Origin of the sequence: Streptomyces sp. APSN-46.1, assembly GCF_022815725.1 — a bacterium.
GTDB lineage: Bacteria > Actinomycetota > Actinomycetes > Streptomycetales > Streptomycetaceae > Streptomyces.
Genome location: NZ_JALGRF010000006.1, coordinates 65018 through 78489 on the forward strand (window position 1 = coordinate 65018; position 13472 = coordinate 78489).

Annotated in this window: 13 protein-coding genes and 2 pseudogenes; 9 read left to right on the forward strand and 6 right to left on the reverse strand. The window is 69.5% G+C overall.

What is annotated here, in order from left to right; all coding sequences use genetic code 11:
* Together MTF65_RS18320 and MTF65_RS18325 are read right to left on the reverse strand one after the other, a co-directional pair.
* Nucleotides 1-192: a DUF397 domain-containing protein gene (locus MTF65_RS18320; RefSeq protein ID WP_243629814.1), complete on the reverse strand. Its 192-nt coding sequence runs from the start codon at nucleotides 190-192 to the stop codon at nucleotides 1-3.
* On the reverse strand, nucleotides 189-1046 hold the full coding sequence (locus MTF65_RS18325; protein WP_243629815.1) for a helix-turn-helix transcriptional regulator: 858 nt from the start codon (nucleotides 1044-1046) through the stop codon (nucleotides 189-191). Before MTF65_RS18325 ends, MTF65_RS18320 begins: the two co-directional genes overlap by 4 nt.
* 153 nt (nucleotides 1047-1199) lie before the next feature.
* Here MTF65_RS18325 and MTF65_RS18330 point away from each other — a divergent pair, with 153 nt between their 5' ends.
* The 3 genes and pseudogenes from MTF65_RS18330 to MTF65_RS18340 form a co-directional block, all read left to right on the forward strand.
* Entirely contained in the window at nucleotides 1200-1616 is a 417-nt protein-coding gene (locus MTF65_RS18330) for an ATP-binding protein (protein ID WP_243629816.1), read from the forward strand.
* A 248-nt stretch (nucleotides 1617-1864) separates the two neighbouring features.
* Complete coding sequence (locus MTF65_RS18335) at nucleotides 1865-2992, forward strand: helix-turn-helix domain-containing protein (protein WP_243629817.1); 1128 nt, start codon at nucleotides 1865-1867, stop codon at nucleotides 2990-2992.
* Nucleotides 2993-3025: 33 nt separating this feature from the next.
* Nucleotides 3026-3417: pseudogene (locus MTF65_RS18340) on the forward strand (transposase); the annotation flags it as partial.
* A 27-nt stretch (nucleotides 3418-3444) separates the two neighbouring features.
* On the opposite strand, the gene MTF65_RS18345 reads toward MTF65_RS18340, so the two are convergent.
* Entirely contained in the window at nucleotides 3445-3732 is a 288-nt protein-coding gene (locus MTF65_RS18345) for a hypothetical protein (RefSeq protein ID WP_243629818.1), read from the reverse strand.
* Between the two features lie 382 nt (nucleotides 3733-4114).
* On the opposite strand from MTF65_RS18345, the gene MTF65_RS18350 reads away from it, so the two are divergent.
* From MTF65_RS18350 to MTF65_RS30305, 3 genes are all read left to right on the forward strand, one after another.
* Nucleotides 4115-4381, forward strand: a complete 267-nt coding sequence (locus MTF65_RS18350; protein ID WP_243629819.1) for a hypothetical protein — start codon at nucleotides 4115-4117, stop codon at nucleotides 4379-4381.
* A 63-nt stretch (nucleotides 4382-4444) separates the two neighbouring features.
* Nucleotides 4445-4792 (forward strand): GntR family transcriptional regulator, encoded by a 348-nt coding sequence (locus MTF65_RS18355; RefSeq protein WP_243629820.1) that lies wholly within the window; start codon nucleotides 4445-4447, stop codon nucleotides 4790-4792.
* A 71-nt stretch (nucleotides 4793-4863) separates the two neighbouring features.
* Nucleotides 4864-5499 carry a hypothetical protein gene (locus MTF65_RS30305; RefSeq protein ID WP_279399240.1) on the forward strand — a complete coding sequence of 212 codons (636 nt, stop codon included), beginning with the start codon at nucleotides 4864-4866 and terminating at the stop codon, nucleotides 5497-5499.
* Nucleotides 5500-5556: 57 nt separating this feature from the next.
* On the opposite strand, the gene MTF65_RS18370 is transcribed toward MTF65_RS30305, so the two are convergent.
* The gene (locus tag MTF65_RS18370; protein ID WP_243629822.1) at nucleotides 5557-6624 is read right to left on the reverse strand and encodes a site-specific integrase; all 1068 of its coding nucleotides are present in this window, start codon (nucleotides 6622-6624) and stop codon (nucleotides 5557-5559) included.
* Between the two features lie 119 nt (nucleotides 6625-6743).
* Nucleotides 6744-7718 carry a YafY family protein gene (locus MTF65_RS18375; RefSeq protein WP_243629823.1) on the reverse strand — a complete coding sequence of 325 codons (975 nt, stop codon included), beginning with the start codon at nucleotides 7716-7718 and terminating at the stop codon, nucleotides 6744-6746.
* A gap of 79 nt (nucleotides 7719-7797) precedes the next feature.
* On the opposite strand from MTF65_RS18375, the gene MTF65_RS18380 reads away from it, so the two are divergent.
* Together MTF65_RS18380 and MTF65_RS18385 are read left to right on the forward strand one after the other, a co-directional pair.
* Complete coding sequence (locus MTF65_RS18380) at nucleotides 7798-8523, forward strand: alpha/beta fold hydrolase (protein ID WP_243629824.1); 726 nt, start codon at nucleotides 7798-7800, stop codon at nucleotides 8521-8523.
* A gap of 26 nt (nucleotides 8524-8549) precedes the next feature.
* Complete coding sequence (locus MTF65_RS18385; RefSeq protein ID WP_243629825.1) at nucleotides 8550-9626, forward strand: winged helix DNA-binding domain-containing protein; 1077 nt, start codon at nucleotides 8550-8552, stop codon at nucleotides 9624-9626.
* Nucleotides 9627-9678: 52 nt separating this feature from the next.
* On the opposite strand, the gene MTF65_RS18390 is transcribed toward MTF65_RS18385, so the two are convergent.
* Entirely contained in the window at nucleotides 9679-12900 is a 3222-nt protein-coding gene (locus tag MTF65_RS18390; protein ID WP_243629826.1) for a Tn3 family transposase, read from the reverse strand.
* A 135-nt stretch (nucleotides 12901-13035) separates the two neighbouring features.
* Here MTF65_RS18390 and MTF65_RS18395 point away from each other — a divergent pair.
* Nucleotides 13036-13248: pseudogene (locus MTF65_RS18395) on the forward strand (hypothetical protein); the annotation flags it as partial.
* Between the last annotated feature and the right edge of the window lie 224 nt (nucleotides 13249-13472).

The following is a 13472-nucleotide window of genomic DNA, read 5'->3' on the forward strand; positions in this document are numbered from 1 at the left end:
TCAGTGATGGGAGGCGTCCCTGACGAATCCGGCCCAGGCGTCCGGCGCGAAGGCGAGGCGGGGGCCGTGGAGGTCCTTGGAGTCCCGGACATGGATCGTGGCGGGGGTGGTGGCCACCTCGATGCAGTCGTCGCCTTCGCTGCTGCTGCTGTAGCTGCTCTTGAACCAGTCCAGCTCGGGGTTGTGGATCATGTCTCTCCCAGCAGTTCCTCGATGAAGGCCCGCGACTTCGGCGGCGTCAGCGCCTGAGCTCGGATAATGCCATAGCGCAGTTCAAGGATCCGGAGCTGCTTCGGCTCGGAGACCGGGCGCCCGTAGAACGCGCCGTCGGAGCGCCCGACTGCGCTCCCGTCCTCGAACTTCAGCACCTCGATCAGGCCGCCCATGCCCGCGTGGTCCTCGACATCGGTCGGCATCACCTGGAACTCGACATTCGGCAACTGGGCTACCTCCAGAAGACGTTCGAGCTGTCGGCGCAGCACCATTGTGCCTCCGATCGGGCGGCGTAGGGTCACTGCCTCCTGGACGAAGCTGAGGGCGGGGCCCGGTGAGCGGTCGAAGATCGACCGTCGGGCCATCCGGGCGGCCAGTATCCGGTCCATCTCGTCGGGCGAGTAGGCGGGCCGCCTCATGGCGAACAGGGCGGCGGCGTACTCCTCTGTCTGGAGCAGCCCGTGGATGTTGTGGTTGTTGTACGTTCCGATCTCGACGGCCCTGGCCTCCAGATTCGCCAAGACCCGGATCCGCTTCGGGTAGCGGACCTGCTCCAGGTCGGCCCGCATCGCCGTGATCTTGCCACCGGCGCCGAGTACGTCGTCAGCGCGCTCCAGATACTCGGGTCGGGGGATTCGTTTTCCGGCCTCCACCTTTCGAACCTGGTCTTCCCCGTACTGAATTCGCGCGCCGAAATCCGCGACGCGCATTCCCGCGGCCTCCCGCCACGCCTTCAGCTGGCGGCCCAGCGCGGCCACCACCGCGGCTCCCTGTTCGTCCTCCGGATCGACGTCCCAGCCAGGTTCTTCCGTACCGTCATTGTCCACGCTCATGCGTGCCCACCTCCGACGAGCCGATTTCCCAACGCCCCTACCCCGCACTCCGGTCCGGACGGGCCGGACACGGCCGGACAGGCACCGGACAAACGCTGGACGCACGGGCGTTGTCACTTCTCACGGTAGACATGAACCCCCACGCTCTGTGACGTGAATCATCAACTTGCCGACTTCCACGTCCAGCTGTCCGCCACCCCACGAGGCGCCCGGCTCGCCCGGCTGCTCGCCGTCGAACAACTCCGGAGCTGGGGCCTGCCGTTCGAGCGTCCAGCGCACATCGTGGCCGAGCTCGCCGCGAACGCCGTGACCCACGGGCGGGTGCCCGGACGGGACTTCCGGCTGGTGCTCACCGTCACCCCGGGCACGCTCCGGATCGAGGTGACGGACACGCGGAGTGACCGGGTCCCGGTCATCCACGAGCCGGTGGGAGCGCGGGGGCGCGGGCTGCTCCTCGTAGAAGCCTTCGCAGATCAATGGGGGGTTACCCAGGGTCCGAGCCCCTGCAAGGTGGTGTGGGCCGAAATCTCGCTCACCGGGTCACGGGAATGTGGGACCCGGTGGGCTTAGACGCGTAATAAGAACCAGAGGCTTTAAAGAAACAGAAGCGAAACCCAACCCAACCCACCCCCTCCATCCCCCGCGGCGCGCCGAAAACGGCGAGGTCCCCCACACGGGTGAACATTCCCAACTGGGCTGGATTTCGGGCTGGTTGGCTGGCATATGCTCGGCCCCACAAACCCCAGACATGAGACGGCCCTCGTCGGGACGGGAATCCCGGGCGAGGGCCTGACCAACCAGGAAGTTGCACCTTCCCAATGGCTCTTGAGCACCCTAGCGGGCCTGCGTCCGCGTCGTCCCGTGAACTCGCCGAGATCCCCCGATCCGGTGTCATCCACGTCAACATCCGGCACGACTCCCACTTCGTGGTGATCGGCAACCACCTCGCCCAGCACCGCAGGTTGTCGGCGACGGCGATCGGCATCGCCGTGTACATCCAGTCGCTCCGCCCCGGTTCGCCGGTCGGCATCAAGGCGCTCGCGGACTGGTTCCCGGAGGGGCAGGCACGGATCGCCACTGCCCTGCGGGAGCTGGAGGAGTACGGATACTTCGAGCGCCGTCAGGAGCGACTGGGGCACGGGCACGTGGTGACCCGGACGTACTCGTACAACCGCCCCGGGGCCACCTTCGGCCCCCCGCCGCCACCGGACTGGGGCCCGCTGTCGTCTCCGGACCCGGCCCCGGAGCCCGAGCCGGAGCCGGACCCCGACTCGGACGGGGAAGCCGACCTGGACCCGGTCCCGGAGCCTGAGCCGCAGCCGATGCCCGAGCCCGAATGGGTCCGCGTCCGGGAGTTGGTCTCCGAGCCGGAGCCGGAGCCGGACCCGGCGCCGGAAAGCGGCCCGGCCCCGTACCCGGACCTGGACTCGGCCCCGGCCCCGGCCCCGGACCTGGACCTGGACCTGGACCCTGAGCCTGAAGCGGCGTCCAAGCCGTTGCCTCGGCCGGACCCCGACCCCGATCGCGAGCCGTTGCCGGAGGCGGACCGCCGGGCCGCGAGCGGGCCGGTGCTGCGGCTGCAACGGGAGGCTGCCGATCTGCTGGCCGGGCTTCGGGGCCGTGACCCCCGGCTGCTGCTGGCCGAGCGGGACGTGCGCCGGCTGGCGCCCGGACTTGCCGTCTGGCTGGAGCGCGGGGCGGACCCCGAGTCCGTGGGGCGGGCGCTGGCCGCGGACCTGCCCGAGAACCTGCGCTACCCGGCCGGTTTCCTCGCCCACCGGATCACCGCGTTGATCCCGCCCCGGATGCCCGTCGCCCCACTCCGGCCGAGGTTCGTCCCGCCGGACCCGTTCCAGACCTGCGACGGCTGCGACCGCGCCTTCCGGGCCCCGACCCCCGGCCGCTGCCGCGACTGCCCACCCACCCCGCTGGCCCCCGCCGCCTGAATGGCCGTTGGCCGACGCACGAGGTCGGCGGTCCCCGTCCTGACGTCGCTGCCCGGCGTCGGCGTCAGGACCGCCGCAGTCCTGCTGGCACCGTCGGCGACGGCACCAGCTTCCCCACCGCCGCCCACATCGCCTCCTACGCCGGCCTCGCTCCGGCCACCAAGCAGTCGGGGACCTCGATCCACGGCGAACACGCACCCCGAGGGGGCAACCGGCAGCTCAAACGCGCCATGTTCCTCTCCGCGTTCGCCGCCCTGCACGACCACGCCTCCCGCACCTACTACGACCAGTGCCGGGCCTGCGGCAAAACCCACACCCAGGCCCTTCTCCGCCTGGCCCGCCACCGCATCAGCGTCCTGTTCGCCGCCATGCTCCGCGACGGAACCTTCTACGAACCCCGCCTCCCCCAGGCGACGGCCGCGTGAACCAGCCCACAGGCAGGTCGATTCAGATCAATGCCGTATGTCGTCTGTCCACACCGAGATATCTGAGGCACCCCGGCGGACAGCTTCTTCCCGGTCCCGGGCGAGCTTCCCGCAGACCTCTGCGATGTCCGGCACACCGTCCGCTCCCACCAGCGCGTCATGCACCCCGGTATGCAGCCAGTCGGCCTGGTTGTCATCAGCTTCGGCAACCGCAAGAGCGATGAGCCTTACGGCTGCCACCGTTCCCACCCGGGCCAGGGCCTCTGCCGTCTGTCGAGTCACCGCCGTGTCCTCGACGTCCAGCAGCAGTCCCAACAGCGCTTCCGCAGCCTCCGGAACTTCAACGAAGGAAGCAAGGTCACGCCCGGCACGAGCACGTTGCGCCCACGAAGGAGACGACGCCTCAGCCAAGGCCGCCCCCAACCCACTCATCATCTCTGGCACAACCAGACAGTCTCATGCCCCACGAAGAAGATCGAACCCCGGGCCGAAGCTGCCCACACGCTTGACGAAGAACATAGAGGCCCCCGGGCGGCCTGAAGTGCGTGCCTCGGTGCCGTGTTCTAGCGTCGGAAGGGCGAGGGTGGCCGATGTGTCGAGCCGGTCGCCCCTCGGAGTGCCTGCTCAGCGCCGCCCCCGCCCGTGGTCCGGCGCGCCCGCGGATCGCGTGACCGGTCGAGAGAGCAGGTGCATCCGTATGCGTCCGTCGACTCGTATCCCCGGCATCCTCGCCGGCCTGGCCCTCGCCGTCGGCGGGATCGTCTTCGCCGCCCCAGCCGCCCACGCGGACATCAAGGCCTGCGAGCAGGTCGTCGCGCAACAGGGCAAGCAGGTCACGGGCGACGTCACGCAGGCGTGCTACGTGGGCCAGATCGGCGACCAGACCAGCTGCGTCAGCAGCCTTGAGGGGGCCGGTGTCTCCAACAAGGCCTCGGCCGATGCCTGTCGGGCGGCCACGAAGTAGCGGTTGGCCGCTGAAACGCCGTAGCCCCTAAATGACGTACATGGTGCTAGCTTCATTGGCATCATGTTGCTGAGGCTGAACATCGCGGACAACCGCCCCCTGCACGAGCAAGTGGCCGGCGCCATCCGGCGGGCCATCGCCGGGGGGGAGTGCGGGCCCGGTGACCGGTTGCCGCCCGCGCGGGAGTTGTCGTTGGCGCTCGGCGTCAACGCGAACACCGTCCTACGGGGGCTGCGCGCGCTGCGCGACGAAGGGCTGCTGGAGTTCCGGCGCGGCCGGGGCGTGACCGTGGCCGGTGGGGCGGACGGCCGGTCGGCGCTGCTGGAGCGGGTGCGGGAGCTGGTGGCCGATGCGGCGCACCTGGGATACAGCAAGGGCGATCTCATAGAGATGATCAAGGAGGCGCGGTGAACGACCGCAACGACCGTAGTGGCTTAAGTGGTGGCTTAAGTGGTGGCTTGAAGGGTGGGGGTTCGTGGGGGGTGGCCGCGTGGGCGGCCGGGGTCCTCGCTCTGCTGGTGGTGTTGCCGTTGGCGGCGCGCCGGGGGCTGAGGGAGCGGCTGGCGACGCACTGGGGCGGCTCGGGGGAGCCTGATGGGTCGCTGCCGTTGTGGGCGACGGTGGTGGTGCCGGTCGTGATCTGGGCGGTGCTCGTCGCGGGCGCCGTCTTCTGGCGGGCGGCGCGGGGGTGGAGTGTCGTGGTGCTGGCCTCGGGCGGCGTGCTGCTGGCCGGGGAGCAGGTGTCGATCGTCCGGGCGAACCTCTCTTACGCGGACTGGCGCGACGCGGACTCGGTGACCGTCGGGGCCGTGGTGACGGTCGCCGCGGCGCTGGCGGCCGGTCTCGCGGCGGCTCGGGCCGGTCACCGGCCTTGGGCGGCGTCGGCGTCGGGGTCGGCCGGCGAGGGGCCGCGGATGGACATTCCCGCAGGTGAGCGGCGGGTGTGGCTCGCCCGTACGGCGAACCCGTGGCTGAGTCTGATCGCCGCCGTCGCCGGGGTGGTCGGGTTGGCCGCACTGCTCATCGGCCTCAGCGGCCTGACGGAAACGATGTGGATGCTGATCGTGCCGCTCGCGTGGCCGGTGCGGCGCTGGGCGGCGGCGGACATCGGGGTGTGACCGAGATACGCGCCAAAGGGGCAATGGGATGATCTTGAAGCCCTGATCTGCTCGGATTTACGTGCGGCGGCGTGCAGCGGGGTCGCGTTCGGCGACGTGCCGGGCGACCGAGTCGACGCCGGGGCGGGCGTATCTCTCCAGGGAGCGGACGGAGGCGTGGCGGGAGCGGGCCAGCAGCATCGGGGTCGAGGTGCCGTCCTCGGCGTCGTGTGTCAGAGCGCTGTGCCGGAGCCGGTGCAGGGTCCAGCCGTCCAAGTCTTCAATGTCCTCGGGCGAGGCGAGCGGGTTGGCCAGCAGCCGGGTGTTCTCCTCGAAGATTTCTTCAGCTCGGCGGTAGGAGAGCCGGCCCCGACCGGTCTCCGGGCACACGTCCAGCGTCGGCGTTCCGGCCGGGGCCTTGCGGTCGGTGAGGAACAGCGGGCCGCGGGTGCGGCGGGCGATGAGCCGGGGCAGGAGCTGGGCGGTGCCGGACTGCCAGTGAATCCACTCGGTCGCTCCGCCCTTGGCGGTGATCTTCCCACGCTTGTCCTGCGGGTACAGGTCTTCCACATTGAGGCACAGCACCTCGTCGGCCCGTGCGGCGGACTCGTAGAGCATCTTCCACTGCGTCTTCTCCCGCAGCGCGACGTCGAGGCGCCACAGGGCGGCGATCTGGTTCTCCGCGAGAGCCTTGGTGCGGTCGGGCGGTGCCGGCCGCCGCTCGATGCCGATCGTGGGATCGCCTTCGATCCAGCCTTGGCGCTGCCACCAGCCGATCGCCTTCCGGGCGATGGACAGTTCACGGTTGACGGTGTCGGCGTCCATCTCGTCCGCCCGCGCGGCGGCCAGCTCGGCCAAGACTTCCGGCAGCGCCGGGTCGTCGATCGAGGTGATGGGGAAGACGGGCGGTTTCGCGCCTCGTCGGGCGGGCCCGGTCGGCGCGGGTTCTCCGGTGAGCATCCATCCCCACGTCGTGAGGGAGATCCGGTAGATCCGGGCGGAGGACTTCGCGATGCCCGCGCCGGTGAGGTAGCGCTCGACCGCCGCGGTGTACGACGCGGGTGGGGCGGACAGAGGTACGACCCGAGCGCGCGGCAACCGAAGTGCGCCCCCGCTCCCGAGATCGGTCACTGGTTCGATCGTCACGCCGTCCCACCCTTCCGGCACTGCCGCAGTAAATGCGTACACCTCGCCCCGGCGGCCGGAATGGCCCGCCGCAGGTCGCGGTGATCACGGTAGGGGCTCCGCCGCAGTAAATCCGGCATTTACTGCGGTAGTTCTTCCGGTTTCCGCTGGGCGGCTGCGGTGAGCTGGGCGGCCAGATTCTTGAGCGCCTGCCGCAGTTCGTCGGGATGGTGGATGGTGAAGGGCCACTCCAGGGAGGCGAGCAGGTGGGCCATGCCGTCCAGCCGTTCTGCCCGTGCGTGCATGAGAACGCCGGTGGGCTGGGCGGTGAGGGTCACCGCTGAGCGAGGCAGCCGGCGAGCGATCTCATCGAGGGGGCCATGGATCGTCACCTCGACCTGCCAGCGGTAGGGCCCCTGAGCGAGGGTCGAGGTCAGGTGGGCGACGGGGTCGAAGCCGTCGGGTGCGGTGAAGCTGTCGGCTCGGGGGGTGACGGAGGTGATGCGGTCGATGCGGAAGGTGCGCAAGCTGTCGCGGAGGTGGTCGTGGCCGACGACGTACCAGCGGCCGGTGTGGAAGACCACGCCGTAAGGGTCGATGTCGCGTTCGGTGTGTTCCTGGCGCCAGGACTGGTGGCTGATGGCGACGGTCGTGCGGGCGCGGGAGGCCTGGGCCAGTGCCAGCAGGACGCCGGTTCCGGGTGCCTGCCCGATTACGGCGTGGGCGGTGAAGGACAGGGTCTCCCACATGGCGGCGAGCGGTTCGCGCAGGGCGTGCGGGAGCACCCGCTCGATCTTGGCCAAGGCACCGGCATTGGCCGGCGCGGCGGTGCCCATGCCCAGACGTTCTGCCGCGAGCAGGCCAAGGACGACGGCGAGGGCCTCGTCATTGGTGAGGACCAGAGGTGGCATGCGGTAGCCGCGGGCCAGTCGGTAGCCGCCGTAGCGGCCGCGTTCGGCCTCCACGGGGATGCCCAAGTCGCGTAGGTGGGCCGTGTAGCGGCGCACGGTGCGGACGTCGGTGTCCAGGCGGTCGGCCAGCTCCGTCCCGGTGAGCCGGGCGTTGGACTGGAGGAGTTCCAGCAGGGTCAGCACACGGGTGAGGGGATGCGACATGGATCACTCGGCATTTCAGGGCGGATTCTGTCCTGTATCGACTTTACGCTCCCCGCAGCACCTACTTCTGGGAGATCACATGGCCACCTTCGTACTCGTTCCCGGCGCCTGGCTCGGGGCGTGGGCCTGGGAAGACACCGCCCGCGCTCTGCAGGAGCGCGGCCACACGGCGCTGCCGCTGACCCTGACCGGCCTGGCCGAACACGCCGACCAGGTCGGCCCCCAGACAGGCCTGGACACGCACATCGCGGACATCACGGGATTCGTCGAGCGGAACGATCTGCGCGACGTCACGCTGGTCGCCCACAGCTACGCGGCTGCCCCGGTAACCGGGGCAGCCGGACGTCTCGGCGACCGCCTGGAGCGCGTGATCTACGTGGACAGCGCCCCGTTCGCCGCAGGCATGTGCATGCTCGACCTCATGCCACCGCAGGCAGCGGACCAGCTGCGCCAGCAGGTCGACGCTGGGTGGCGGCTACCGATGCCGCCCTTTGAGGTCCTGGGCTTGTCCAGCAGCCTCGACGGGCTCGATGAGGGCCAGCGGAACGCTCTGCGCACCCGGGCCACCCCTCAGCCGTTCGGCACTTTCACCCAGCGTCTCGCCGGCCCGGCCGAGCCCGGTCCCGGTGTGGACCGTGTCCTGATCGCCTGCCGTGACTTCACGGGACTGCTGGATGCCGGGGTGCCGATGCTGGCCTACCTGAACCAGCCGCCGTGGCGGCGCTTCGACCTGCTCACCGGGCACTGGCCAATGCTGTCCGCGCCCGCCGAACTCGCCCGCGTCCTCGACAAGGCCGTCTCCTGACCGCGCCGGCCGAGAGGCACAGCCCGATGCCTGACCACGAGAGCATCCGCAGGCTGCGGGCCTGTGCGCAGGCCCTGGCCGGCGGAGCATGCGAGGCCTCTGCCGTGACGGTCGTCCGACGGGTCTTCGCCATCCAGGCCCAGGACGCCACGGCCGCCGACCTGGGCATCCGGGTACGCGGCCGGGACATCACCGCCCAGGCCATCCGCACGGCATACGAGAAAGAGCGGTGCATCGTCCGCAACTGGTACATGCGCGGCACCCTGCACACCATCCCCAGCGACGACGCCCGCTGGGTGTTGCAGTTGCTGTCCCCGCGTATCCTTGCCGCAACCAGCCGCCGCTACCAGCAGCTGGGCCTGGGCGATGATCTGCGCCAGCGCGCCGACCATCTCATCCGGCATGCTCTTGCCGCGCACGGCCCACTCACCCGGGCCGAGCTGACCGAGCGCCTTACCACCCTCGGTATTCCGCCGGACGGGCAGGCGCCGTTCTACCTGATCCGCCACGCGGCACTCACCGGCATCCTCTGCCACGGTCCGCAGCGCGCCGGTGAGGCCACGTATGTGCTGCTCGACGACTGGCTGCCTCCCACCGGGCGCTTCCGGTGGGAGGGCGACGATGCTCTCGCCGAGCTGGCCCGCCGGTACCTGGCCGCGCACGCCCCCGCCACCTTGGAGGACTTCGCCGCCTGGTCCGGACTGCCGATCACCTGGGCCCGCAGGGCCTGGAAAATGCTGGCGGAATCCCGCGTGATCACCGAGTACGGCGCATTGACCATGCTCGCCGGGCGGGTGAAAGAACTCCCACGCTCGTCTGACACCCCGGACGTTCGCATGCTGCCCGCCTACGACAACTACCTGATCGGCTACCACACCCGCGAGGCGTCCGTCCCCGCTCTCCACCAGGCCCGCGTCTGGCCAGGAGGCGGCCTCATCCGCCCCACCGTCATCGCCGACGGCCTGGCCATCGCCACCTGGACCCGTGGCCCCGGCTCGCGCTCCATCCAGGTGGATGCGTTCGAACCTGTCCCGCCTCAGATCGAGCAGGGTATCGACATGGAAAAGGAGGCCGTCGTCGGCTTCCTGCGGCCCACCACATAGCCGACCCGCATCCCGATCCCAAAAGGGCGGCCGCATAGGCGAGAACGTTGGGTCAAGCGGCCTGACCGAGGCCGGCGGCGATCAGACCCTGCTCACGGAGCGGGGTGAAGTCGACGTCAAGCTTCGGGTCGTACGCTTCCGGCTGGATGCCGACTTCGTGGGTGCTGTACTCGCCGAACCGGTTGATGTGTTCGGTCAGATACGGCGAGATGTGGGCCAGGTCCTCGGGGTCGATCTCCCAGCCTTCTTCCAGCAGCTGGCGGATGATCTCGGCGATGTCCAGGGTGTTGTGGAAGATCACCGTGTTCGTGAGCAGGGCGTTGAACTTCATCGCCTTCTCCTGCTCTACGGGGTCGTTGTCGGCGATGACGCCGCGGTTGCCGAAGCCGACCCACTGGGAGAACCGGTTGAACGACTCCACCTTGTTCGTCGCCGCGGTCACCCGCCGCCGCAGCGGCGCATCGGAGAGGTAGCGCAGCAGCTGCACGGTGCGGATGACGCGGCCGACCTCGCGGAAGGCCGCGTAGGTGGCGTTCTTTCGCGACCCGGAACGCAGCCGCTTGAGCAGCGTGGAGGAGGAGATCGTGCCCTCGCGTACGGAGACGGCCACCCGCATCAGGTGGCGGAACTGGGACTCGATCAGGTCGAAGTCGATTGTGTTCTTGCCCGGCTCCCCGAACAGGGCGTCGATGTGTACGTACTCGCTCTGCTTGGAGGGCCGGTAGAAGGTCAGTTCCTTCCAGTTCCTGATCCTGGGCATCAGGTCGAAGCCCAGGAGGTGGGCGAGCGCAAAGACAGGGAAGCTCTGGCCCTGCGTATCCGCGTGCACCGTGGTCGGCTGCACCTCGGAGGTGTTCTTCAGCAGGCCCTCGATGATGTAGACGGCCTCCCACACGCCGCACGGGATGAAGTGCGTGAACAGCGCGATGTAGGTGTCTGAGACGTGGTGGTAGGCGATGCCGCCCGGCTTGCCGTACCTGACGCTCGTCTCGGAGAGCAGGTTGTCGAGATAGGTGTCCATGTGGGTGCCGTCCGCCGCCACCGCGGTTCCGTCGCCCCACGCCTGCGAGATGTCCAGGCGGGCGTGCGCGTTCACCAGGTCGGCGACCGCCTCGTTCAGCAGCACGATCGAGAAGTGCTTGTTGGCGACGTACGACAGCTCGTGCCCGCTCACGCCGGGGATGTGCCGGGCGGCCTCGTACGGGCCCATGTTGGTGCCCTTGACGAACGTGACGATCACGTAGCGGCCCAGGGGGTCGGTGAGCTTGGGTTCGTTGCCCGAGGCCGGGCCGAAACGGCGCCACCAGTCCACCCAGTACGCGGTCCGGGCCACGATCCCCATCAGGGAACGCTCCGGCATCCTCGCCTTGATCTCCTGCTCCAGGCGCTTCGCCGAGGGCCGCTGGCCGTCAGCCCGGAACGCCTTCAGCGACGGGACGCCCGTCTCCGGATCGATCACCAGGCCCTCGTTCTCCGGGTACCCGGCGTCCGCCGCCGCGGCGGCGCCTCGCAGCTTGTCCTCCAGCTGCCGGCGGAAGAACTTCGCGTCGAACTCTGCGCTCTCGCCCGCCTCGGCGAGGCCGACCTCCACCAGGTAGGACCCCAGCGTCTCCTGGACGGCCTCCCAGGCCAGCAGCTGCTCGGACCAGTCGGCGTACTCCTCCGAGCCGACCACCGCGACGTCGCCGGTGCGCAGTTCCTCGGCGAGCGCGGTGAAGACCATCGCCTCGAAGTGCTTGCGGACGAACTGCCCGGGCCGGGTCTTGTCGAGGACGGCCTTGCGCCAATTCTGGGTGGCGAAGGAGATGTCGACCTCCTTGCCCTCCTCGTTGAAGGCGGTGATGTACTCGCCGCGGGCCGCCTGGTGCCGCTGGGCGTGCGCGAGGGCATCCAGCACCCGGCTGTCCTCGCTCGTCGCAGTGAACTTCAGCTTGTCGTTGTCGGCCAGGTCGAACATCACCGCCCGGTCCCGGCCGATCTGCCCGTGCAGCAGCACTTCCCAGAAGTTGCCGTGATGGGCGGAGACCTTCTCGATCTGCTCGTACTGCTTCGCGAACCCTCCGAAGCCCTCCACCGCGCGGGTGACCGCGCCGAACCCGCCGGCCTGCACCACCTGGGCCTTCACCAGGGCGAGGACTGCCGGGGAGACCCTTCCCTCCAGCCGCGTCGCGACCTCGTCCACCGACGCCTCCTCGTCCAGGCCCTCAAGGGCTTGGCGGACCTCGGCGGTCATGGTCGCGGCCCTCGTGAGCGCCTCCTGGGCCGGGCCGCCCTCGTCGATGTGCTTGAGCACCGTGCGGTAGTTCCCGATCAGGGCCTCGACGATCTCCCGCTCGGCGAGCCGGATCTCCTCCAGCTCCGCCTTGGCCTTCTTGATCTTCGTCGCCACGCGCTTGCAGAACATCGTCGCCAGGTCGTCCCGCACCCGCATACGCGCCTTGTGCGTCAGAGCCGCGACCAGCGCAATGCGCTTGACAGGGGCGAAGTCCCGCAGCTCCGAGGCGTCCGCCGCGTCCGCTTCTCCGGCGAAGTCGGTGATCTTCCCTGCGGCGACTCCGTCCATCCACACGTCGGTGTCGCCGAGCTCGTCCAGCCATTCCAGACGCTTGGTCAGGTTCTTGAAGTGCGACCAGGTCGGGCCCTTGGCGGGCTTCTTCAGCCGGTTGAACAGCGTTGTCCCGTCGCTGTCGCGCTCCTCCAGCAGTCGCATGAGCCCCGCCCGCTGAGCAGCGCTCATGCGATCGTGGATACCCGCGCAGATCGAGGCGTTCACCTCGGTGCGGATCTTCGACGCCAGCTTGTCGAAGGTCGAGAACCCCGGCAGCTCCAGCCCGGCCTCCACCACCTTCTCCAGCGCGATGTTGATCAGATCCGCCGGGCGATTCTTCGCCGCGGCCTCCTTGCGGATCGACTGCTCGACGATCCCCCGGGCCTTGGCCTGGTCGAACGTCACGCCGGCCTGCTTGCGGACCAGGCCCCGGTGATGCTTGGCGGTCCGCTCCGCCCGGTACACCGGCAGCGTGCCCTCCGGCAGCTCCACCGCACGCCGGACGAAGTCCACCACCATCTCCGGGACGTCCTCCAGCGCCGGGAAACACCCCATGCGCCGGTACGACTTCAGCATCAGCAGCAGCGCCAGCAGATGCTCATCACAGTCCGTGGCATCGGACGCCCACTCCAACTCATCGCGGCTCGGGGAGAAGAACAGATGCAGCTCATGCGCGGTGATCAGCCGCTTGAACCGTGGATACGCGGTCCGTTCAATCGATGTCACAACCCACCCCAGGCCCCAGACGACGCGCAACATCACCACCAACGACACTGGGCCGAATGGGTGACGGGCGACGAACGCTCAGGGCTTCAAGATCATCCCGTTGCCCCTTTGGCGCGTATCTCGGTCACACCCCACATCGAGTCGGCCCGCGTCGAGACCCGGACGCCGGCGCAGGTCGGCGGCTGGGGTTACCGGCTGAGCGGGCTGGGGACGACCGTGATGCTGCGGAGCGGCGAGTGCCTGGTGGTCCGGGCCAAGGGGAGGGACTTCGCGGTCAGCGTGGACGACGCCGAACGGGGTGCCGCGCTGCTGAACTCCCTGACCGGCACGCGCGCCGGGCGCCCCTGACAGGCCCGCCTGCCCCATCCGTAGTGGGTCTGCCCGTCGCCGGTCAGCCCGCGCCCGATCCGGCCAGCCCGGGGCCGAGGTCGTTTGGGCAAGCGGTGGCGGTCCGGTGGAGGTCGTGTCGCGGGGGTGGTCAGCAGGGTTACCCGTCCGTAGATTACCGGCGGTAACTCCTGTTGAGCAGAGGGGAACGTGCCGTGGACGTCGTGCCGAAGCCGGTGGAGCCC

Bases quoted from the DNA above. Each gene is read 5' to 3' on its own strand.
- MTF65_RS18350 (WP_243629819.1), top strand. From the start codon at position 4,115: ATGCGTCCGTCGACTCGTATCCCCGGCATCCTCGCCGGCCTGGCCCTC.
- MTF65_RS18385 (WP_243629825.1), top strand. From the start codon at position 8,550: ATGCCTGACCACGAGAGCATCCGCAGGCTGCGGGCCTGTGCGCAGGCC.
- MTF65_RS18355 (WP_243629820.1), top strand. From the start codon at position 4,445: ATGTTGCTGAGGCTGAACATCGCGGACAACCGCCCCCTGCACGAGCAA.
- MTF65_RS18375 (WP_243629823.1), bottom strand. From the start codon at position 7,718: ATGTCGCATCCCCTCACCCGTGTGCTGACCCTGCTGGAACTCCTCCAG.
- MTF65_RS18380 (WP_243629824.1), top strand. From the start codon at position 7,798: ATGGCCACCTTCGTACTCGTTCCCGGCGCCTGGCTCGGGGCGTGGGCC.
- MTF65_RS18325 (WP_243629815.1), bottom strand. From the start codon at position 1,046: ATGAGCGTGGACAATGACGGTACGGAAGAACCTGGCTGGGACGTCGAT.
- MTF65_RS18335 (WP_243629817.1), top strand. From the start codon at position 1,865: ATGGCTCTTGAGCACCCTAGCGGGCCTGCGTCCGCGTCGTCCCGTGAA.
- MTF65_RS18320 (WP_243629814.1), bottom strand. From the start codon at position 192: ATGATCCACAACCCCGAGCTGGACTGGTTCAAGAGCAGCTACAGCAGC.